The sequence below is a fragment of the Micromonospora sp. DT233 genome (assembly GCF_049841815.1).
Lineage (GTDB): Bacteria > Actinomycetota > Actinomycetes > Mycobacteriales > Micromonosporaceae > Micromonospora.
The window spans coordinates 599143-623567 of record NZ_JBNCLB010000004.1; the positions used below are offsets into that span (position 1 = coordinate 599143).

The window sequence follows — 24425 nt, forward strand, 5'->3', positions numbered from 1 at the left end:
GCACGCCCGCACCCAGCACCAGCTTCCACCTAGAGCGAGATGGTGAAGGAAACGATGACCGAAACTGCCGTCCGTGTCGCGAGTGACGACGCCACCTCCGTCGAGCCAATCGCCGTCATCGGCATGGCCTGCCGGCTACCCGCGGCACCGGATCTCGACGCTTTCTGGCGGCTGCTCGTCACCGGGGCCAGCGCTATCACCCGGGTACCCGACGACCGCTGGCAGCTCGCGTCCAGCGCCGCCGGATCGCCTGCGCTCGGGGTCCGGTTCGGCGGCTTCCTCGACGGTGTCGGCGACTTCGACCCGGACTTCTTCGGAATCTCGCCGCGTGAGGCGGCCGCCATGGATCCCCAGCAGCGGCTGATGCTGGAGCTGAGCTGGGAGGCGCTGGAGGACGCCGGACTGCCGCCGGCCCGGCTGGCCGGCACCCGCACCGCGGTGGTGATGGGTGCGATGTCCGGCGACTACGCCACGGTCGCGGCCGGTCTCGGGCTCGACGCCCTTACCGCGCACACGCTCACCGGCCTACAGCGTGGCATCATTGCCAACCGGATCTCGTACGCACTCGGGCTGGACGGCCCCAGCCTGACCGTCGACTCCGCACAGTCCTCGGGGCTGGTCGCGGTGCACGTCGCGTGTCAGAGCCTGCGGTCGGGGGAGGCGGCGACCGTCCTGGCCGGCGCGGTGAACCTGAATCTCTCCGGCGAGGCGACGTTGGCCACCGAGAAGTTCGGCGGCCTCTCTCCGGACGGGTGCTGCTTCACCTTCGACGCCCGGGCCAATGGCTACGTCCGCGGTGAGGGCGGCGGCGTGGTCGTGCTCAAGACCCTCGCGGCCGCCCGCCGCGATGGTGACGTGGTGCACGGGGTCATCCGGGGCAGCGCCGTCAACAACGACGGCGCCACCGAGGGGCTGACCGTCCCCAGCTCGCAGGCGCAGAGCGAGGTGGTCGAACTCGCCTGCCGCCGCGCCGGAGTTCGCCCGGAACAGGTGCAGTACGTCGAGTTGCACGGCACGGGAACCAAGGTCGGCGATCCGCTGGAGGCTGCGGCCCTGGGCGCGGCGCTCGGCTCCGCCCGGCCCGCCGGGGCGCCGCTGCTGGTCGGCTCGGTCAAGACCAACGTGGGCCATCTGGAAGGTGCGGCCGGCATGGTCGGGCTGCTCAAAGTGGTGTTGAGCGTGCGCCACCGCCGGCTGCCGGCCAGCCTCAACTTCGCGACCCCGAACCCGGCTATCCCCCTCGACGAGCTCAACCTCCGGGTGGTGACCGAGGGCGGCCCATGGCCCCGCGACAGCGACCCGCTCATCGCGGGCGTCAGCTCGTTCGGCATGGGCGGCACCAACTGTCACATGGTGATCGAGGAGCCGCCCACGCCGGAACCCGTCGCGGACCCCGGAGCCGCTGCACCCCTGCTGGCCTTCCCCGTCTCCGGCCACACCCCACAGGCGCTGCGCGCCCAGGCCGGCGCTCTGCTCCGCCACCTCGAGCCGGACGCCGGGAGCCTGCCCGCCCTGACGGCCGCGCTGGCGGGAACCCGTACCGCGCTGACGCACCGGGCGGTCGTCGTGGCCGGCGACCCCGCCCGGCTGCGCGAGGCGCTGGCCGCCACGGCGGACGGCCTGCCGGACGCCGACGTGGTCACCGGCCGCGTCGGCGACGGCCGCGTCGCGGTGCTCTTCACCGGGCAGGGCAGCCAGCGGGCCGGCATGGGCCGCGAGCTCTACGCGGCGTTCCCGGTGTTCGCCGCGGCTCTGGACGAGTTGTGCGCCTACTTCGACCCGCACCTGCCCCGGCCGTTGCGCGAGGTCCTCTTCGAGGCCGGCGGCGATACGCTGCAGCGTACCGAGTACGCCCAGCCCGCGCTCTTCGCCGTGGAGGTCGCGCTCTACCGGCTCGCCGAGCACCACGGGCTGCGGGCCTCGTATGTCACCGGTCACTCGATCGGTGAGCTGGCCGCCGCGCACGTCGCGGGCGTGCTGAACGTTCCGGATGCCTGCGCTCTGGTGGCCGCCCGCGGCCGCCTCATGCAGGCGGCGCAGTCCGGTGGCGCGATGGCCGCGGTCGAGGCGACCGAGGAGGAGGTGCTCGCGTCGCTGGCGGGCCGGGCGGGTCGGATCGGCATCGCCGCCGTCAACGGACCCCGCGCCACGGTGATCTCCGGTGACGCCGAGGCCGTGGACGAGGCCGGTGAGCACTGGCGGGCGGCGGGACGCAAGGTGCGGAGGCTGCGGGTCAGCCATGCCTTCCACTCGGCGCACATGGACGGCATTCTGGAGCGCTTCCGTGTGGTGGCGACCGGTCTCAGCTACGCCGCGCCGGTGCTACCGGTCGTCTCGAACCTCACCGGCCGCCCGGCCACCGGGTTGGACCTGCGCACGCCGGAGTACTGGGTGCGGCACGTACGCGACGCGGTCCGCTTCGCCGATGGGGTCGCCGCCCTGCTGGAGGCGGGCGTCACGACCTTCGTCGAGCTCGGACCGGACGGGACCCTGACCGGGATGGTGCGCGACTGCGCCGAGACCGGTGTCTCCGCGGCGGCGGCGCTGCGCCGCGATCAGCCGGAGGCGGCCACCTTCCTGCGGGCGCTGGCCACCGCGTACGCCGCCGGCGCCGACGTCGACTGGATGCGGCTGTGCGGCCCGCGGCAGCCCCACAGGTCGTTGCCGGCGTACGCGTTCCAGCGACGCCGGTTGTGGCTGGACAGCCTGGTCACCTCCCCGGCCGCTGGGGAAGCCGAAGCTGCCTCCGCATCGCTGCGCCGGCGCGTCGCGGGTGCCGACGCCCCCGGCCGTCGCCGGGTGCTGTGGGATCTGGTCCGGGCGCACGTGGCGGCCGTACGCGGAGAATCCTCGACCGGCGACCTGGACCCCGGGCGGTCCTTCAAGGATCTCGGGTTCGACTCGCTGAGCACCGTCGAACTGCGCGATCGGCTGGCCGCGGCCACCGGCCTCAGCCTGCCCGCCGGTCTGCTGTTCAACCACCCCACTCCCGGCGGACTCGTCGATCACCTGGTGGCCGAACTGATCGGCGTCGCCCCGGCAGCCGTGCCCGCCGCGCCGCGAGCGGCGGCCGCACCGGGTGAGCCGATCGCCATCGTTGCCATGGGCTGCCGTTACCCCGGTGACGTGCGGACCCCCGAGGATCTGTGGAATCTCGTCGCGGACGGCCGGGACGCGATCACCGAGTTCCCCGGCAACCGCGGCTGGGACGTCGCAGGGCTGTACGACGCGGAGCCGGGCGTGCCCGGGCACACCTACACCCGGTCCGGCGGCTTCCTGAACGACGCCGACCGGTTCGACGCGTCCTTCTTCGGCATCAGCCCGCGCGAGGCCACCGCCATGGACCCGCAGCAGCGGCTGTTGCTGGAGACCTCCTGGGAGACGCTGGAACGCGTCGGGCTCACCGCCGACGCGGTCCGCAACACCCCGGTCGGCGTGTTCATCGGCGCCACCTCGCAGGAGTACGGGCCCCGCCTGTACGAGCCGACCAGCGGTTACGACGGCTATCTGCTGACCGGCGTCACCACCAGCGTCGCGTCCGGGCGCATTGCGTACGTGCTCGGCCTGGAGGGCCCTGCGGTCACCGTGGACACCGCGTGCTCGTCGTCGCTGGTCGCCGTCCACCTCGCGGCCCAGGCGCTGCGCAACGGTGACTGCACGCTCGCGCTGGCCGGCGGCGCGGCCGTGATGACGTCGCCGGGCATGTTCGTCGAGTTCAGCCGCCAGCGGGGACTCTCGCCGGACGGTCGGTGCAAGGCGTTTTCGGCGGCGGCCGACGGTACCGGCTGGGCCGAGGGCGTCGGCGTGGTGCTGCTCGAACGTCTCGACGACGCGCGCCGCAACGGGCACGACGTGCTGGCGGTGATCCGCGGATCGGCCATCAACCAGGACGGGGCCAGCAACGGGCTGGCCGCTCCAAACGGTCTCGCCCAGGAGCGGGTGGTCCGCCAGGCGCTCGCCTCCGCGGGGCTGGACCCCGCCGAGGTGGACGCGGTGGAGGCGCACGGCACCGGCACCCGGCTGGGCGACCCGATCGAGGCGCAGGCGCTGCTCGCCACCTACGGCCGGCAGCGTCCCGCGGATCAGCCGCTGTGGCTCGGCTCGCTGAAGTCGAACATCGGTCACACCCAGGCCGCGGCCGGCGTCGGCGGCATCATCAAGATGGTGCTCGCGATGCGCCACGGGCTGCTGCCGGCAACCCTGCACGTGGACGAGCCGTCACCGCACGTCGACTGGTCCTCGGGCGCGGTCTCCCTGCTGACCGAGGCCGTGCCGTGGCCGGAGTCGGGCCGGCCCCGCCGTGCCGCAATCTCCTCGTTCGGCATCAGTGGCACCAACGCGCACGTGATCATCGAGGGTCCGGGTGAGGCGGAGCAGGCCACGCCGGAGCACGTGGACACGCTGCAGGCAGCCGTGCCGTGGTTGCTGTCCGCCGCCGACGACCAGGCGCTGCTCGCCCAGGCCGTACGCCTGCGGGAGCACCTCGTGCGGAATCCCGCTCTGGACCCGGCGGACGTCGGCTACTCGCTGCTCACCACACGGTCGCTGTTCCCGCACCGGGCCGCGGTCGTCGCGACCGGAGGCGACGACCTGCGGGCCGGCCTCGAAGCGCTGATCGCCGGCACAGGTGCCGACGTGGTCCGGGGCGTCGCGGTCGGAACCGGGCCCGTCTTCGTCTTCCCCGGCCAGGGCTCCCAGTGGGCCGGCATGGCGGTGGAGCTGTCGCGCACGTCGCCGGTTTTCGCCGCACGCCTCGACGAGTGTGCGCGGGCGTTCGCCGAACACGTCGACTGGTCGCTGCCGGACGTGTTACGGGGTGAGCCCGGGGCTCCCGGCCTCGACCGGGTCGACGTCGTCCAGCCCGTCCTGTTCGCGGTGATGGTGTCGCTGGCCGCGCTCTGGCGATCGGCGGGAGTCGAGCCGGTCGCCGTCGTGGGCCACTCGCAGGGCGAAATCGCCGCGGCGTGCGTGGCCGGCGCGCTGTCGTTGCGTGATGCCGCCCGGGTGGTCACCCTGCGCAGCCGTGCGCTGCGCCGGCTCGCCGGCACCGGGGGGATGGTCTCGGTCGCCCTGCCGGCCGACCGGGTCCGCGCCCTGCTGACCGAGCTGCCGGAGGGCATGACCATCGCGGCGGTCAACAGCCCGGCCGCGACGGTTGTCTCCGGCGACCCCGGGGCGCTGGACGACCTGCTGGCCCGCTGCGAACACGACGGCGTCCGGGCCCGCCGGGTCCCGGTGGACTACGCGTCGCACTGCTCCCACGTCGAGATTATCCGGGACGAGCTGCTGGCGGCCCTGGCCGATCTGAACCCGGGCGCGGCCCGGGTACCGATGTACTCGACCCTGACCGGGTCCGAACTGACCGACACGACGGCGCTCGACGCCGACTACTGGTACCGCAATCTGCGGAACGAGGTGGCCTTCGAGCCCGCGGTGCGGTCGCTGGCTGAGCGGGGGCATCGCCTCTTCATCGAGGTCAGCCCCCATCCGGTGCTCGCGATGGCGGTGCAGGACACCGTGGAGGAGATCGGGGTCCGCGCGGCCGCGCTGGGCACGCTGCGCCGGGACGAGGGCGACTGGCGGCGATTCGTGATCTCCCTGGCGGCCGCGCAGGTCAACGGCGCGACGGTGAACCCCGAGGCCTATTTCTCCGGAGCGCGCCGGCGGGTGGAGCTGCCGACCTACGCCTTCCAGAGCCGGCACTACTGGCTCGACCGGCAGGAATCCGGGCAGGACCCGGCCGGGCTGGGCCTGCGATCCTCCGGCCACCCCCTGCTGGGGGCCGTCGCCACCCTGGCGGACGGCGCCGGCGAGCTGTTCACCACCCGGCTGTCCCTCGCCGCGCACCCATGGCTGGCCGATCACGCCGTCGGCGATCAGGTGTTCCTGCCCGGCACGGCGTTCGTCGAGCTGGCCGTGCACGCCGGCCGTGGCGTGGGGTACCACGTCCTGGCCGAACTGACTGTCGAGGCGCCCCTGGTGCTGCCCGCCGAAGGCGCGGTCCAACTCCAGGTGATCGTGCACGCCGCGGATGAGGCGGGGCAGCGTGAGGTGACCGTCCACGCGCGGCCGGACGAGGACCCGGCGGCCGGCGAACCCTGGACGAGGCATGCCGTCGGCGCCCTGACGCAGGCCGGTCCCGAGCCGGCGCCCTCCCTGCCCAGCTGGCCACCCGTCGCGTCACCGGTGGACCTGAGCACGACGTACCCGGCGCTCGCCGACCGGGGCTACCACTACGGCCCGGCCTTTCAGGGCCTGCTGCGCGCGTGGCGGGACGGCGACGACCTCTGGGCCGAGGTGGCCCTGGCCGAGGAGCAGCGCGCCGGCGCCGAACACTTCGATCTGCACCCCGCACTGTTCGACGCGGCCCTGCACGTGGCTCTCCCCGCCGTCGGGGCGGACGACGGCCGGCTGCTGCTCCCGTTCGTCTGGACCGACGTCCGCATGCACGCGGGCGGTGCCACCGCCCTCCGGGTGCACGTCCGGCTGCTGGGTGACGACACCGTGCGGCTGACCCTGGCCGACACCACCGGTGCCCCGGTCGCCTCGGTCACCGCTCTGCGGCTGCGTCCCGCGGTGGCCGCCACGACGGCGGCCCGGCCGCTGTTCGCGGTGCGGTGGCGGCCGGTGCCCGGCATCACTGCCGAGCCGCTGCCCGGGGCCGTCGTCCTGGGCCACGACCATCCGGATCTGGACGCCCTCATCGAGGCCGTGGACGCCGGCGCCCCGATTCCGCCGCTGGTGGTGGCCCCGGTCGGCGCGCCGGAGGACTCCGGTGACACCGTCGGGCAGGCGCACGCCACCGCCCGGTGGACCCTGGACCTGCTCGGGCGCTGGCTCGGCGACGGCCGTTTCGAGGGCAGTCGCCTCGTGCTGCTCGCGGGCGGAGCCTCGGGGATCGAGCCCGTGGCGCCCGGTGTGGCACCGGTGGCCGGACTCGTCCGCAGCGCCCAGGCCGAACACCCGGGGCGGGTGCAACTGCTCGACGCCGGGGCGGCCGACCTGCCCGCCGTGCTCGTCGCCGCGTCACGCGGTGAACCGGAGGCCGCGCTGCGCGACGGGACGGTGCTGGTTCCTCGGCTGGGCCGGACACCCGTGGCGGACCGGGCCGGTGCGCCGGTCCTGAACCCGGACGGCACCGTGCTGATCACCGGTGGCACCGGCACGGTCGCCGCCGCCGTCGCCCGGCACCTGGTCGCCCGGCACGGCGTCCGCCATCTGCTGCTGCTGAGCCGCCGGGGCGCCACCGCACCGGGAGCCGACCGACTGGCGGGGGAGTTGACTGCGGTTGGCGCCCGGGTCACCGTCACGGCCTGCGACATCACCCGGCCCGGGGCGCTGGAGGAGGTGTTCGCGGCCGTACCGGCGACGCATCCCCTGACCGCGGTGTTCCACGCCGCTGGCGCTCTCGCCGACGCGACCCTCGGCTCCCTGACGGGGGAGCGGCTCGAGGCCGTGCTGCGCCCCAAGGTGGACGCCGCCTGGCGGCTGCACGAACTGTCCGCCGGGCTCGACCTCGCCGCCTTCGTCCTGTTCTCCTCGGTGGTCGGCACCCTCGGCGGCCCCGGCCAGGCCAACTACGCGGCCGCGAACACGTTCCTGGACTCCCTGGCCCGGCACCGGCACCACCTCGGTCTGCCCGCCACCTCGATGGCCTGGGGACTCTGGGCCGAGGGCAGTGGCATGACCGGGCATCTCGACCCGGGACACCTCGCCCGGCTGCGCCGTGCCGGTCTGGCCCCGATGCCGGAGCCCGAGGCGCTCGCCCTGCTGGACGCGGCGCTCGCGAGCGGCCTGCCCACGGTCGTCCCGGCGGTGCTCGAGACGGCATCGCTGCGGAGACTCGCCGCCGCCGGGACGCTGCCGCCGCTGCTGAGTGAACTGGTGCCCACACCGGTCCGGCGGGCCGCCACCGCGGTGGCGCCGGGTGCCGCCTCGTGGATCGGCGAGATGGCCGCGCTGCCGGCCGATCGGCGCGACGAGGTGATGGTGGCGCTGGTGCGGGCCCAGGTGGCCGCGGTGCTCGGCCACGATCGTCCGGAGACGATCGACCCGGAGCGTGCATTCAAGGAACTCGGCTTCGACTCCTTGACCGCGGTGGAACTGCGCAACCGGCTGAACGCCTCGACCGGTACGCGGCTGCCGGCCACCGCGATCTTCGACTACCCGACGATCACCGCGCTGGTCGGACTGCTGCGCAGCGCCGTCACCGGGCCGGCCGAGGGCGTCGCGGCGCCGGGACCGACGCCCGGCGGCGCGGACGAACCCATCGCGATCGTGGGCATGAGCTGCCGCTACCCCGGCGGCGTCCGCAGCCCGGAGGACCTCTGGCGGCTGGTCGCCCACGGCGTCGACGCAATCGGCGACTTCCCGGACGACCGCGGCTGGGATCTCGGCACGCTGTACGACCCCGATCCGGAGCAGCACGGCACCAGCTACACCCGCGCCGGCGGCTTCCTCTACGACGCCGCCGCCTTCGACCCCACGTTCTTCGGCATCAGCCCGCGCGAGGCACTGGCCGCCGACCCGCAGCAGCGGCTGCTGCTGACCATCGCCTGGGAGGCGTTCGAGCGTGCCGGGATCGACCCGGACACGCTGCACGGCAGCGACACCGGGGTCTTCACCGGCGTGATGTACAACGATTACGGATCCCGGCTCGGCCGGGCGCCCGCTGACGTGGAGGGTTTCCTGCTGGCCGGGAGCCAGGCGAGCGTCGCCTCCGGACGCATCGCCTACACCTTCGGCCTGCAGGGTCCCGCCCTGACCCTGGACACGGCCTGCTCGTCGTCCCTGGTCAGCCTGCACCTGGCCGCCCAGGCGCTGCGCCGCGGCGAATGCTCGATGGCGCTGGCCGGCGGCGTGGCGGTGATGTCCACTCCGCGCACCTTCATCGAGTTCAGCCGGCAGCGTGGCCTGTCGCCGGACGGGCGTTGCCGGTCGTTCGCCGCGGCCGCGGACGGCACCGGCTGGAGCGAGGGCGCCGGGTTGCTGGTGCTCGAACGCCTGTCGGACGCCCGGCGCAACGGGCGGCGAGTCCTCGCGATCCTCCGCGGCAGCGCTGTCAACAATGACGGCGCCAGCAACGGACTCACCGCGCCCAATGGCCCCGCGCAGCAGCGAGTGATCCGGCAGGCGCTGCGGGACGGGGGCCTGACGCCCGGCGACGTGGACGCCGTCGAGGCACACGGCACGGGCACCCGGCTGGGCGATCCGATCGAGGCTGAGGCGCTCCTGGCCGCGTACGGCCGGGACCGCGCCCCGGACCGGCCGCTGCTGCTCGGCTCGATCAAGTCGAACATCGGCCACACCCAGGCCGCGGCCGGGGTGGCCGGGGTGATCAAGATGGTCATGGCGATGCGGCACGGGGTGCTGCCGCAGACGCTGCACGTCGACGAGCCCTCGCCGTACGTCGACTGGTCCTCGGGCACTGTCCGCCTGCTGACCGAGACGATTCCGTGGCCGGAGCAGGGACGGTCCCGCCGTGCCGCCGTCTCCTCCTTCGGCATCAGCGGCACCAATGCCCACGTCATCGTGGAGCAGGCCGGCGAGGCGGCGGACGAACCGGAGCCGCAGCCGGAGGATCCCGCACCGCGCGGGCCGGTGGCGTGGCCGCTGTCGGCCCGGTCCGAGGCGGCGTTGCGCGCCTACGCCGGCCGGCTCGCGCGCCATCTCGAGGCCGAACGGGCCGACCCGGCCGACGTGGGACTGTCGCTCGCCACCACGCGGGCGTCCTTCGCGCATCGCGCGGCGGTCGTCGGCGAGAACGAGGACGGCTTCCGGGCGGCTCTGACCGCCCTGGCCACCGGCCGGACCCATGCCGGCGTGGTGGGCGTGCACGAGGTACGCCTCGGACCTACCGCCTTCCTCTTCACCGGGCAGGGCGCTCAGCGTCGCGGGATGGGTGCCGAGCTGTACCGGGGCGAACCGGTCTTCGCCCGCGAGTTCGACCGGGTCTGCGCCCACTTCGACACGCTGCTGGAACGGCCGCTCGCCGAGGTGATCGCCGACGCGCCGGATCTGCTCGACCGCACGGAGTACACCCAGCCGGCGCTGTTCGCGCTCCAGGTCGCCCTCTACCGCGTGCTGGAGGAGCGTTCCGTGGTTCCCGACGTGCTGCTGGGCCACTCGCTCGGCGAGATCTCGGCGGCGCACCTGGCCGGGGTGTTCACCCTGCCCGGCGCGTGCGAGCTGGTCGCGGCCCGGGCGAGGCTGATGCAGGCCGCCCGCGCGGACGGTGCCATGATCGCCATCGCGGCTCCCGAGGAGGCGGTCCGCGACGCACTCGCCGACTACGAGTCCCGGCTCGACCTCGCGGCCGTCAACGGGCCCGGTTCGGTCGTGGTCGCCGGTGACGCGGAGGCCGCGGAGCAATTCGCCGGGACCTGGCGGCAGCGGGGTCACCGGACGCGCCGCCTGCGGGTCAGCCACGCGTTCCACTCGCCGCACATGGATACCGCGCTCGACGAGTTCCGCCGCGTGGTGCGGAGTCTCGACCTCGCCGCCCCGCGCCTGCCGGTGCTCTCCAACGCCGACGGCGCGCCGCTGACCGACAGCCGGGCGACCGACCCGGAATACTGGGTCGGGCACCTGCGCGGAACGGTGAACTTCCTCGCCGGAGTGCGTGAACTCCAAGCCCGCGGGGTGGCCCTCGGCCTGGAGTTGGGACCCGACGGGGTGCTCTGCGCGCTGGCGCGGGAGACCCTCGACGAGGCCGTCATCCTGGCCCCGGTGCTGCGTCCCGATCAGCCGGAGCGACGGACGCTGCTCGGCGCGCTCGGTCATGCCTACAACTGTGGCGGCGCGCCCGGCGTATTGATCGATCGTGCCCGCGCCCGCGCCCGGATCGTCGACCTGCCGACCTACCCGTTCGAGGAGCGACGGTTCTGGCTGGAGGCGCGGGCCGCCGGGGACGTCGCGGCCGCCGGCCTGACCGACGCCGCCCATCCGCTACTGGGCGCCGTGGTGGAACTCGGCGGCGGCGACGGTCTGCTGATGACCGGACGGCTCTCGCTGAGCGTCCACCGGTGGCTGGCCGGCCACGTGATGAACGGTGCGGTCCTGCTGCCCGCCACCGTCACCCTGGAGATGGCCTGCACCGCGGGGGCCCGGGCCGGCTGCCCGGACATCGCGGAGCTGACCCTCGAGGAGCCGGTCGTGCTGCCGGAGGGCGGGGCCGTCGCCATCCAGGTACGGGTCGGTGCGGCCGACACCGCGGGCCTGCGTCCGGTGCACATCTACAGTTCCGGTGACGACGGCGCGGACGCCACCTGGATCCGGCACGCGACCGGCACGGTGTGCCCGGCCGTGGCGCCCGGACGACCGCTCGACGGTCCGTGGCCGCCCCGGGCGACGGTCGTACCGCTCGACGGTGCCTACGAGCGGCTCGCCGATCAGGGCTACGAGTACGAGGCGGCGTTCCAGGGACTGCGAGCCGCCTGGCGGCACGGTGACGAGGCGTACGCCGAAGTGGCTCTCGACGACGAGTCGGTGGCCGACGGGTACTCCGTGCACCCCGCGCTGCTGGACAGTGCCCTGCACCCGGTCGCGCTCGGCCTCGTCGGGGACGGCGGACCGGGACGGCTGCCGTTCAGCTTCCGTGACGTGTCGCTGGGCCCGGTGGGCGCCGGGGTCGCCCGTGTCCGGCTCGCCGCGTCCGGACCGGACCAGGTTGCGGTCGTCCTGGCCGATGAGACCGGCGCGGTCGTCGCCTCGATCGGCGCGATGACCGTACGGCCCGCCGGTGCCGCATCCGTAGCGGCCGTGCCGCCGCTGTATCACCTCGTGTGGACCCCGGCCGACGCCCCGAACCCGCCATCCGCTTCGCCTGCGCCGGAGGTCGTGGTGCTGCCCGGTGCGCCCGGCGGGGAACCGGGAGCCGGCCAGATCCGCTCCGCGGTTCACGAGGCTCTCACCCACATCCGGCGGTGGCTCGCCGACGATCGGACGGCGACCTCCCGGCTGCTGGTGACGACGCACGCCGCGATCGCCGCCCAGCCCGGCGAGACACCGGCCGACCTCGGCGCCGCCGCGATCTGGGGCCTGATTCGCAGCGCACAGCGCGAACATCCGGGCCGGTTCCTCCTGGCCGACATCGACACCGCCGAGATGTCCGGCGACAACGTGGCGGCCGTGCTGGCGACCGGCGAGGACCAGGTCGTGATCCGGGGCCGGACCGCGTACGTCCCGCGCCTGCGCCGGCTTCCCACGACCGCCCCGGTGCCGGACGTGTTCGGCCCGGACGGCACCGTCCTGATCACCGGCGCGGGCGGCGCGCTGGCCGGGATCGTGGCACGGCACCTGGTCACCCGACACGGGGTACGCGAGCTGCTGCTGCTCGGCCGGCGCGGCCCGGACTCACCGGGCGCGGCGCTCCTCGAACGGGAGCTGAGCGCGCTCGGCACTCGCGTCACCACGCTGGCCTGCGACGCCGGTGACCGTACGGCCCTGGCCGGGGCGTTGGCCGCGGTGCCCGTGGAACGCCCTCTCACCGGGGTCGTGCACGCGGCCGGCGTCGTCGACGACGGGGTGCTGGAGGCCCTCACCACCGAGCGGCTGGACACCGTGCTGCGCCCCAAGACGGATGCCGCCTGGAACCTGCACGAGCTCACCCGGGATCTTCCGCTGCGGGCCTTCGTCCTGTTCTCCTCCGTCGCCGCCACCCTGGGAACGGCAGGTCAGGCGAACTACGCCGCCGCCAACGCCGGGATGGAGGCCCTGGCCGCTTTCCGCAGTGCCGCAGGGCTGCCCGCGACCGCCCTCGCCTGGGGCCTGTGGGCCGGTGCGGGCATGGCGGGCACTCTCGGTGAGCCTGATCAGGCGCGCCTGGCTCGCACCGGCGTCCGGCCGATGAGCGAGGCCGAGGGGCTCGCGATGTTCGACGCCGCCCTCGGCCGTGCCGAACCGGTGCTGGTGCCGGCGCGCTTCGACGTGACGGCCCTGCTGGAGACGCCGCCGATGTTGGGCGAACTGCGGCGCGGCCGGACCCGGCGCAGCGTGCCGCATGCCGGGGACTCCCTGGCGGCCCGGCTCGCCGCCGTGCCGGCGGACCTGCGGCACCGGTTCCTGCTCGACCTCGTACGGGAGAACGCCGCCAGGATCCTCGGGCACGCCGGTGCCGGTCAGATCGAGGCCGACCACCCGTTCCGGGAGCAGGGCTTCGACTCCCTGACGGCGGTGGAGCTGCGCAACCGGCTGGTCGCCGAGGGCGTGCCCGCGCTCCCGGCCGCCGTGGTCTTCGACCACCCCACCCCGGCCGCACTCGCCGAGTACCTGGCGACCCTGCTGGTGCGCGACGATGACGTGGCACCGGCGGATCGCCCGGCGCCGGTGGGCACCGACGAGCCGATCGCCGTGGTGGCCATGAGCTGCCGGTATCCGGGCGGGGTCCGGGACCCGGAGCACCTGTGGCGCCTGCTCGCCGACGGCGTCGACGCGACCGGCGAGTTCCCCGGCAACCGCGGCTGGGACCTGGACCGGCTCTACGACCCCGACCCCGGTCATGCCGGTACGTCGTACACCCGGCGGGGTGGATTTCTCTACGATGCCGACCAGTTCGACGCCACGCTGTTCGACATCAGCCCCCGCGAGTCCACGGCCACCGATCCGCAGCAGCGCATCCTGCTGGAGATCACCTGGGAGGCTCTCGAACGGGCCGGCATCGATCCGACCTCGCTGCGGGGCAGCCGCACTGGCGTGTTCACCGGCGTGATGTACGGCGACTACGGCTCACGCCTGCGGCAGGTCCCCGAGGGCTACGAGGGCTACCTCGCCATCGGCAGCACCGCCAGTGCCGCGTCCGGTCGGGTGGCGTACACCTTCGGGCTTGAGGGCCCGGCCATCACCGTGGACACCGCCTGCTCGTCCTCCCTGGTCGCGATGCATCTCGCCGCGGGTGCGCTGCGCAGCGGGGAGTGCGACCTCGCCGTCGCCGGCGGTGTCACGGTGATGTCCACGCCCACGTCCTTTGTGGAGTTCAGCCGTCAGCGCGGCCTGTCACCGGACGGGCGGTGCCGGGCGTTCTCCACCGACGCGGACGGCACCGGCTGGGGTGAGGGCGCCGGGCTGGTGGTTCTGGAACGGCTCTCGGACGCGCGGCGCAACGGCCACGACGTACTGGCCGTCCTGCGCGGGAGCGCGGTGAACTCCGACGGCGCCTCCAACGGCCTGACCGCCCCGAACGGGCCCGCCCAGCAGCGGGTGATCCGCCAGGCGCTCGCCTCGGCCGGGCTCGAGCCGTCCGACGTGGACGTGGTCGAAGCGCACGGCACCGGCACCCGGCTCGGAGACCCGATCGAGGCGGAGGCGCTGCTGGCCACGTACGGCGCCGGTCGGTCGCCGGAGCGCCCGCTGCTGCTGGGCTCGATCAAGTCGAACATCGGGCACACCCAGGCCGCGGCCGGGGTGGCCGGTGTGATCAAGATGATCCTCGCGATGCGGCACGGCGCCGTACCGCGCAGCCTGCACGTGGAGCACCCGACCGAGCACGTCGACTGGTCGAGCGGCACGGTGGCCCTGGTCCACGAGGAAACGTCGTGGCCACAGACGGACCGGCCCCGGCGGGCGGCGGTCTCGTCCTTCGGCATCAGCGGCACGAACGCGCACGTCATCCTCGAAGCGGGTCCGCCGGCCGCTGACCGGGACCGGCCGGCGCCGTCCGCCAGCGGGCAGCTCACCGCCTGGCCCGTCGCGGGCAAGACCCCCGAGGCGCTCCGGGGCCAGGCGGCCGCGCTGCATGCCTTCCTCAGCGGGCGGCCGGACCTGGATCCAGCCGATGTGGCGTACACCCTGTCGACCGCGCGCGCCGCGCTGGACCAGCGCGCCGTCGTCCTCGGGGTCGGCCGGGACGAACTTCTCGGCACGCTGGCGGCCCTCGCCGCGGGCCGGCCGGCCCCGGGCCTGGTCATCGGCGATCGGGCGCCCGGCGGCCTGGCGTTCCTCTTCACCGGGCAGGGCGCGCAGCGGGCCGGGATGGGCGCCGGGCTCAGCGCGGCGATCCCGGTCTTCGCGGAGGCCTACCACCAGGTCTGCGACGCGCTCGACGTCCATCTGGACCGGCCGTTGCGCGAGGTCGTCGCGGACGACCCGCAGGCACTGGACGACACGGGGTACGCGCAGCCCGCGCTCTTCGCGATCGAGGTGGCGCTGTTCCGCCTGCTGACGCACTGGGGGATCCGCCCGGACGCGGTCGCGGGGCACTCCGTCGGGGAGATCGCCGCCGCGCAGGTGGCCGGGGTGCTGTCGCTCGCCGACGCGGCCGCTCTGGTGACCGCCCGCGGCCGGCTCATGCGAGAACTGCCGGCGGGCGGTGCGATGGTGGCCGTTCAGATGTCCGAGGGCGAGGCCCGGCTCCTGCTCGCCGAGGCGGGTGATCGGGCGAGCATCGCCGCGGTCAACGGGCCTACGTCGGTGGTGATCTCCGGCGACGCGAAGGTCGTGGAGGATGCCGCGGCCACGGTCACCGCCCGCGGCGGCCGCATCCGGCGGCTGCGCACCAGCCATGCCTTCCACTCCCACCGGATGGATCCCGTCCTCGACGAGCTGCGCTCGGTCGTCGCCGGGTTGAGCTTCCGGCCGCCGGTGATCCCGATCGTCTCCACCCGCACCGGGAAACCGGTCGCGGCCGACGAGCTCGGCAACCCGGAGTACTGGGCACGGCAGGCCAGGGACGCCGTGCGCTTCGCCGACGCCGTGCACGCACTGGCCGGTACGGGAATCACTCGTTTCCTGGAGCTGGGACCGGACGCCGTGCTCACACCCGTGGTCGCGGACTGCCTGTCCGAGCGGAGCCCGCGCCCCGTGCTGGCACCCACCCTGCGCCGGGACCAGCCGGAACTGGCGACGCTGCTGGCCGCGGTGGCGACCGCCCACACCCGTGGTGACGCGGTCGACTGGCGGAACATCGTCGCCGAGGGCCGGCGGGTGGGCCTGCCCACCTACGCCTTCCAGCACGAGCGGTACTGGCTGAGCGAGTCGGCGGCCAGCGGCGCCACCGACCTCACCGGCGCCGGCCTCGACGACGGCGACCATCCGATGCTCAGCGCCGTCGTCGAACTGCCCGACACCGACGGACTGGTGCTGACCGGCCGCCTCGCCGTGCCGGAGCATCCCTGGCTCGCCGAGCACACCGTGGGCGGCCTGGTGGTGGTGCCCGGCTCGGTCTTCGCCGAACTGGCCCTGCACGCCGGGCGGCGCACCGGCGCCGGCCACCTCGTCGATCTCGGGCTGCACGCCCCACTGCTGCTGAACGAGGAACACGGTGTCCAGCTGCGAGTGACCGTCGGCGAGCCGGTCGACGGCCGGCGCGCGGTGTCCGTCCACTCCCGGGCCGAGAACGCCGTGGTCCGGACCTGGACGCGCCACGCCACCGGGACGCTCGCCACCGCCGAGTCGGAGGTCGTCGCCGGCGACGTGGTCGAGTGGCCGCCGGCCGGCGCGGCGCCGATCCCGCTCGACGGCTTCTACGACGGGCTGGCCGCGTTGGGACACGGGTACGGTCCCCGGCTGCGCGCCGTGACCTCGGCCTGGCGGCTCGGTGACGACGTCCTGGCCGAGGTGCGCCTGGACGACAGCCTCGACGGCTCCGGCCACCTCCTGCACCCGGCCCTGCTCGATGGCGTCCTGCACGCCATCTTCCTGCAGGAACCCGAGCGCTGGCGCGGACACCTGCCGTTCGGCTGGCGCGGGGTGACGCCGTACCTGGCCGGCGCCACCCGGCTGCGGGTGCGGATGACACCGGTGGGGGACCATGACGTGTCGTTCGACCTGCGCGACAGCGACGGCAACGCGGTGGCCGCCATCGCTTCGGTGTCGCTGCGCCCCGCGCAGCTGGACAGCCTAGGCGCATCGGCACCGGGGGCGCTGCACCACATCGAGTGGCTGCCGCATCCGGTCTCGTCGGCCGAGCCCGGCACTCTGGTGTGGCTCGGTGGCCCCACCGACGCTGCGGATCCGGCCGGGCTCGCGCAGCGGGTGGCCGGTGGCGAACCGGTTCCCGGGCACGTTCTCGCCGCTCTGGAGCCGGGCACCGGAACGACCGCGGAGATCGCGCGCTCGCTGACCCACCGAGCCGCCGCCCTCGCCCGGCAGTGGATCGGGCAGGACGCCCTGGCCGCCGCCCGGCTCGTCGTCGTCACCCGTGGCGCGGTCGCCGGCGGCGACCAGCCGGCCGCCGCGGCCGTCTGGGGTCTGCTCCGATCCGCCCAGACGGAGCACCCCGGCCGGTTCGCCTTGCTCGACACCGACGACACACCGGCCTCCCAGGCGGCCCTGCCCGCCGCGCTGGCCTGCGGCGAACCCCAGATGGCGTTGCGCGAGGGCGAACTGCTCGTTCCGCGCCTGGTGCGCACCGGAACCCCCGCCACGACCGCGCCGGTGACGCTCGCGGGTGACGGGACCGTGCTGGTGACCGGTGGCACCGGAGCGCTCGGTCGGCTGCTCGCCCGGCACCTCGTCACCGGCCACGGCGTCCGGCGTCTGCTGCTGACCAGCAGGCGAGGGCCGGAGGCGGCCGGTGGATTCGCGGAGGAGTTTGCCGAGCTGGGGGCCGCCGCGACGATCGTGGCCTGCGACCACGGTGACCGCCGGGCCGTCGCAGACCTGCTGGCCTCGGTGCCCGCCGAACATCCGCTCACCGCGATCGTGCACGCCGCGGGCGTCGTGGCCGACGGGGTCCTGGAGACGATGACCGCCGACCGTATCGACGCGGTGCTGCGGCCCAAGGTCGACGCGGCGGTGCATCTCGACGAGCTGACCCGGGACCTCGACCTCCGCGCGTTCGTGACGTTCTCGTCGGTGGCCGGTGTGGTGGGTTCGGCGGGCCAGGCCAACTACGCGGCGGCCAACGCCTTCCTCGACGCGTTCGCCGAGCACCGGCGCCGCGCCGGGCGCCCGGCGTTCTCCCTGGCCTGGGGCCTGTGGGAGCCCGACGGCGCGACCAGCGCCATCGCGGGCGGCCTGGCCCGTAGCGACATCGCCCGGATCGGCCGGCTCGGCATCACCGCGATGCCGGCGCGCCGGGGCCTGGAGCTGTTCGACGGCGCGCTGGCCCAGGAACGGGCGGTCCTGGTGCCGGCCGGGTTCGACGTCGCCGGGCTGTCCCGGCTACCGGTCGAGCGGGTTCCGGTCGTCCTGCGGGCGCTGGCACCACCGGCCAACCGGACCGAGACTGCGCCGGCGGGCCGGCGAGACCTGGCCGGCGAGGTGGCCGCGATGGAGCCGGAGGAGCGTGGGCGCCTGCTACTCGGGCTGATGCGGGAGCAGGTGGCGGCGGTGCTGGGCCATCGCAGCCCGGCCGGGGTACGCGTCGACCGCGGCTTCCTCGACCTGGGGTTCGACTCGCTCACCGCGGTCGAGCTGCGCAACCGGCTCGACGACCTCACCGGCCTGCGTCTGCCGACCACCGTGGTCTTCGACCATCCGACCCCGGGCGCGCTTGCCGCACACCTGGAAACCCTGCTGGCGCCGGAGCCACTCGAATCCACGGCACGGTCCGTGGCCGACGAGCTCGCCGAGGCCAGCGACGACGAAATCTTCGCCTTCATCGAGAGCCAGCTCGGGCCCGCCTGAGGAACCTCGGGTCCATGCCACAGCCGCGACACAGGGAGAGCTTGCCAGATGTCAACTGAGCAGAAGCTGCGCGACTACCTCAAGCGGGTGACGGCCGACCTCGCCGAGACACGGCAACGGCTGCGGGAGGTGGAGGTCGATCACGACGAGCCCGTCGCCATCGTCGCCATGGGCTGCCGCTTCCCGGGCGGCGTGCGCAGCCCCGAGCAGTTGTGGCAACTCGTGGCGACCGGAACGGACGCCATCGGCGGCTTCCCCGAGGACCGGGGCTGGGACGTCGACGCGCTCTACGACCCGGACCCTGACCGGGCCGGACACACCTACAGCCGGCACGGCGGGTTCCTCTACGACGCCGACCGGTTCGACGCCGCCTTCTTCGGGCTGAGCCCTCGCGAGGCGCTGGCCATGGACCCTCAGCAACGCCTGCTGCTGGAGGTGACCTGGGAGACGCTCGAAAGAGCCAGGATCGACCCGGCATCCGTACGGGGCAGCCGCACCGGGGTCTTCGCGGGCGTGATGTACAACGACTACGCCTCCCGGATGCGTCCCATGCCTGCCGCCTTCGAGGGCTACCTCGGCAGCGGCAGCGCGGGCAGCATCGCCTCCGGGCGCATCTCGTACGTCTTCGGGTTCGAAGGCCCGGCCGTCACGGTCGACACGGCCTGCTCGTCGTCGCTGGTGGCGGCCCATCTGGCCGCGAGAGCGCTGCGGAGCCGGGAGTGCGACCTGGCGCTGGCTGGTGGGGTGACCGTGATGGCCACGCCGAGCACCTTCATCGAGTTCAGCCGCCAGCGCGGCCTTGCCCCGGACGGCCGGTGCAAGGCGTTCTCGGCGGACGCGGACGGCACCGGCTGGGCCGAGGGCGCCGGCCTGATCCTGCTCGAACGCCTCTCCGACGCCCGCCGCCACGGCCACCCCGTGCTGGCCCTGCTGCGCGGTAGCGCGGTCAACCAGGACGGCACCAGCAGCCAGCTGACCGCGCCGAACGGCCCGTCGCAGCAGCGCATGATCCGTGCGGCGCTGTCCGCTGCGGGCCTGACCGCCGCCGATGTGGACGCGCTCGAGGCGCACGGGACCGGCACCCGGCTCGGTGACCCGATCGAGGCGCAGGCGGTGCTCGCCACCTACGGGCAGGACCGCCCCGCGGACCAACCGCTCTGGCTCGGCTCGCTCAAATCCAACATCGGCCACACGCAGGCGGCCGCGGGCGTCGCGGGGATCATCAAGATGGTCGAGGCGATGCGGCACGGCGTCCTGCCGGCGACCCTGCACGCCGGTACACCGTCCCCGCACGTCGACTGGTCCGCGGGTGAGGTCCGGCTGCTCACCGAGCCCCGGGCCTGGCCCCGCCACGACCGGCCCCGGCGGGCCGCCGTCTCGTCCTTCGGGATCAGCGGCACCAACGCCCACGTGATCCTGGAACAGGTGACCGAGCCGCCCGGGCAGCCGGAGGCCGGCGCCACCGACCCGCTGGCGCCGGAACACCCGCTGGTCGTGCTGCCGCTGTCCGGGCGCGGCGACGGGGCCCTGCGTGAGCAGGCCGGGCTCCTCCGTGACGTCCTGGCCGCCGCCGGCGGGCCGGCGCTCGCCGACGTCGCCCGGACCCTCACCACCCGTGCCGACCTTGAGGACCGGGCCGTCGTGGTCGCCGCCGACCGCGCGACCGCGGTCGCCGCCCTCGACGCACTCGTCCGCCGGGAGGCGGCGGCGGGCCTGGTCACCGGCGGCAACACCGAGCCCGGGTCGATCGCGGTCATGTTCGCCGGCCAGGGCAGCCAGCGGGTCGGCATGGGCCGGGACCTGGCCGCAACGTTCCCGGTTTTCGCCGCCGCCCTGGACGAGGTGTGCGCGATGTTCGACGAGCACCTGGACCATCCGCTGCGCGACGTCATGTTCACCGGCGCCGGCCTTCTCGACCGGACGGCGTACACCCAGGCGGCCCTGTTCGCATACGAGGTGGCCCTCTACCGCCTGATCGAGTCATGCGGGCCGGTCCCCCGGTTTCTCCTCGGCCACTCGATCGGCGAGCTGGTCGCGGCGCACGTCGCCGGCGTCCTGTCACTCGCCGACGCCTGCACGCTCGTGGCGGCGCGCGGTCGGCTGATGGAGTCCGCTCGCGACGACGGGGCCATGCTGGCGGTCGAGGAGACCGAGGAGGCGGTGCGCGACTGGCTGGCCGGCCGGCCGGACGTGGCCGTCGCCGCCGTCAACGGGCCGCGGGCCGTGGTCGTGTCGGGCGACGCCGCGGGCGTGGCGGACGCGGAGACGCACTTCGCGGCGGCCGGTATGCGGACCCGCCGGCTGCGGGTCAGCCACGCCTTCCACTCGCCGCACATGGATGGCGTCCTCGACCGGTTCGCCGAGGTGACGAGCGGACTCACGTTCAGCCCACCGCGCATCCCGGTCGTCTCCAACATCACCGGGCGGCTCGCGGACGCGGAGCAACTGTGCGATCCGGCCTACTGGGTCCGGCACATCCGCGAGGCCGTGCGGTTCGGCGACGGCCTGCGGGAACTCGCGGCGCAGGGCGTCACGACGCTGGTCGAGGTGGGCCCGCACAGCGTGCTGACGCCCATGGCCGAGCAGGCGCTGGGCGGCCGCTCCGGGGTCGTGGTGACGGCTGCGCAGCGCGACGGGCGACCGCAGCCGGAGGCGTTCTTGACGGCGCTCGCCACGGTGCACGTCCAGGGCACCCCGGTCCGCTGGCCTGGTCTGCCGCCGTCGGCCGGCTTCGCGGACCTGCCCACCTACGCGTTCCAGCGTGAGCGCTACTGGCTCGACGCGCCCGAGGGGATGCTCGACGCCGGGCGCCTGGGCCTGGCACCCACCGGGCATCCGCTGCTGGGCGCGCGGGTGGAGCAGGCCGACGTCGACGCGCTGCTGCTCACCGGGCGGGTGTCCGTCCGCACCCAGCCGTGGCTGGCCGATCACCGGATCGGCGACAGCGTGGTGCTGCCCGGGACCGCGCTGGTGGAACTCGCGCTCACGGCGGGCGGCCACGCCGGCTGCGACCTGCTGCACGAACTGACCGTCGAGGCGCCGCTGGTGCTGCCGGAGAGCGGCGGGCGGCTGCTCCGCCTGCACGTGGCGGAACCAGCGGCCGACGGCGAGCGTGTGGTGACCGTCCACTCCCGGGCGGACGACGACGGGGAGCCGGCCGGTCCGGACGGCTGGACGCGGCACGCCGTGGGTGTGCTGGCTCCGGCCGGGACACGGGAGACGCCGGTCGAGGGCGGGCAGTGGCCGCCCCCGGGCGCCGTGCGGGTGAGCACCGCCGGCATCTACGACTCGCTCGCCGACCTTGGCTACGGCTACGGCCCCGCCTTCCAGTCGGTCGAGGCCGCCTGGCGGGACGGGGACCACACGTACGCCGAGATCCGGCTGCAGCCCGGCCTGGAACCGGACGGTTTCGCCCTGCACCCGGCGCTCTTCGACGCGGCCCTGCACCTGCTCGCGGCCGAGGACGGCGCCGAGCGCCCCCGGGTGCCGTTCGCCTGGCGTGACGTGCAGATCTCGGGCACTCCCGGCGAGACGCTGCGGGCATGCCTGACCCGCTGCGGCACCGACGAGTTCGCCCTGGTGCTCACGGGTGACGACGGGCGCCCGGTCGCCTCGGTCGGCTCGCTGGTGGTCCGTCCCGTGACCGCGGAGCAGTTGGCCGGAAGCTCGCGGACGCGCTTCCGGCTGGATTGGATCCCGCAGGCCGCGCCCCCGGCGGCGCCGGACGACGGCCGCTGGGCGGTTCTCGGCGGCCCGGGCGACTCAGTGCCCGAAGGCGCCTCCCACTACCCCGACTTGGCGGCACTGCGCGATGCGCTCGATGCCGGCCGCCCCGTGCCCGCAGCGGTCGTCGCCGCCGTGCCGGACGGGCCGGACGACGTCGTCGCGGCCGGCCACCTCGCCGTCGGTCACGCGCTGGACCTGGTGCAGCAGTGGCTGGACGAGCCGCGCCTCGCCGATGCCCGTCTCGTCGTCGTGACGCGCGACGCGGTCGCGGCCGTGCCGGGCGACCAGGTCAGCGGCGTTGCCCAATCCCCGGCCTGGGGCCTGATCCGGGTCGCGCAGACCGAGCACCCCGGACGTTTCCAGCTCGTGGACGTGGACGGGACGCCGTGGAGTGCGCTGCCGGAGCTGCTCTCGGTCACCGAGCCGCAGGTCGCCGTCCGCGACGGCCGGACACTCGTGCCCCGGCTGACCCGGATCACCGCCGCCCCGGCCGAGTCCCCGCAGCTCGACGGAACCGTGCTGATCACCGGGGCCGGCGGCGCGCTCGGCGGCCTCGTCGCTCGCCGGCTGGTGGCCCGGCACGGCGTACGCCATCTGCTGCTCGCCGCCCGTGGCGGTGTCGATCCCGCCCTCGTCGAGGAACTCGCCGGCCTCGGATGCGCGGTGAGCGATCAGCGGTGCGACGTGGCCGACCGGGACGCGCTCGCCGCGATGCTGGACACCGTCCCGGAGGATCGGCCGCTCTCCGCGGTCGTCCACGCGGCCGCCGTCCTGGATGACGGGGTCCTCACCTCGCTGACCGTCGAGCAGGTCGACGCCGTGCTGCGGGCCAAGGTGGACGCGGCCTGGCATCTGCACGAGCTGACCCGCGACCGGCCGGAGATCCGCCTGCTGCTGTTCTCCTCCGCCGCCGGCCTGCTGGGCAACGGCGGCCAGGGCGGATACGCCGCGGGCAACACCTTCCTCGACGCCCTGGCCCAGCATCGCCGCGCGCTCGGACTGCCCGCGGTGTCACTGGCGTGGGGCCTGTGGGACGTCGAGAGCACGCTGACCCGTGGACTCGGTGGGGAAGGCGCCACGCGCGCCGGGCTGACCGCGCTGGCACCCGGCGAGGGCCTGGCCGCTCTCGATGCGGCCCTCGCCACGGAGGAGGCGCTGCTCATCCCGATGGCGCTGGACGCGCCGGCGCTGCGGTCCAGGGCCCAGGCCGGGAACCTCCCGGCGGTGTTGCGCGGACTCGTGCGGTCCCCGGCACGGACCCGGGCCGGGGTGTCGTCACTGGCCACGCGCTTGGCGCAGGCACCCGCCGAAGAGCGGGACGGCCTTCTCGAGGACGTCGTCCGGACGAGCGTCGCGGCTGTGCTGGGCCATCCCGCCTCGGCCCCGCTGGACCCGCGCCGGCTGTTCCGGGACATGGGCTTCGACTCGCTGACCGCGGTGGAGCTGCGCAACCGGCTGGACGCGGCGACCGGACTGCACCTGACGGCGACGCTGGTCTTCGACCATCCCACTCCGGCGGCCGTGGTCCGGCACCTGCGCGAGGCGTTCGAGGGTGCGGCCACCGGGCGTGCCGTGACCGCGCAGACCACGGGCGACGAGCCGATCGCGGTGGTGGGTATGAGTTGTCGTCTGCCGGGTGGGGTGCGTAGTCCGGAGGATTTTTGGGAGTTGCTGGTTTCCGGTGGTGATGCGGTGGGTTCTTTCCCGGTGAATCGTGGTTGGGATCTGGCGGGGTTGTTTGATGCTGATCCGGATGGTGTGGGTACGTCGTATGTGGATCAGGGTGGGTTTTTGTATGACGCGGACGAGTTCGATGCGGAGTTTTTCGGGATCAGTCCGCGTGAGGCGATGGCGATGGATCCGCAGCAGCGGGTTCTGCTGGAATTGTCGTGGGAGGCGGTGGAGCGTGCCGGGTTCGATCCGGCGGCTCTGCGGGGCAGTTCCACAGGCGTTTTCGTCGGCCTCATGTATCACGACTATGGCGTCGGCGTCACCGATCCTCCGGAGGGTTCCGAAGGATATTTCCTGACCGGCGGAACCGGCAGTGTGGCTTCGGGTCGGATCTCGTACACCTTAGGTCTTGAGGGTCCGGCGGTGACGGTCGACACCGCGTGTTCGTCGTCGTTGGTGGCTGT

General features: G+C 74.3%; 2 protein-coding genes. Both read left to right on the plus strand.

All coding sequences use genetic code 11. From position 1 onward, the window contains the following. The first annotated feature begins 54 nt into the window (after positions 1-54). On the plus strand, positions 55-18564 hold the full coding sequence (locus ACLQ2V_RS13760; protein ID WP_425718816.1) for an SDR family NAD(P)-dependent oxidoreductase: 18510 nt from the start codon (positions 55-57) through the stop codon (positions 18562-18564). Positions 18565-18651: 87 nt separating this feature from the next. After that, positions 18652-24425 (plus strand): SDR family NAD(P)-dependent oxidoreductase (locus tag ACLQ2V_RS13765; RefSeq protein WP_425718847.1); only part of this gene is annotated, 5774 nt, incomplete at its 3' end.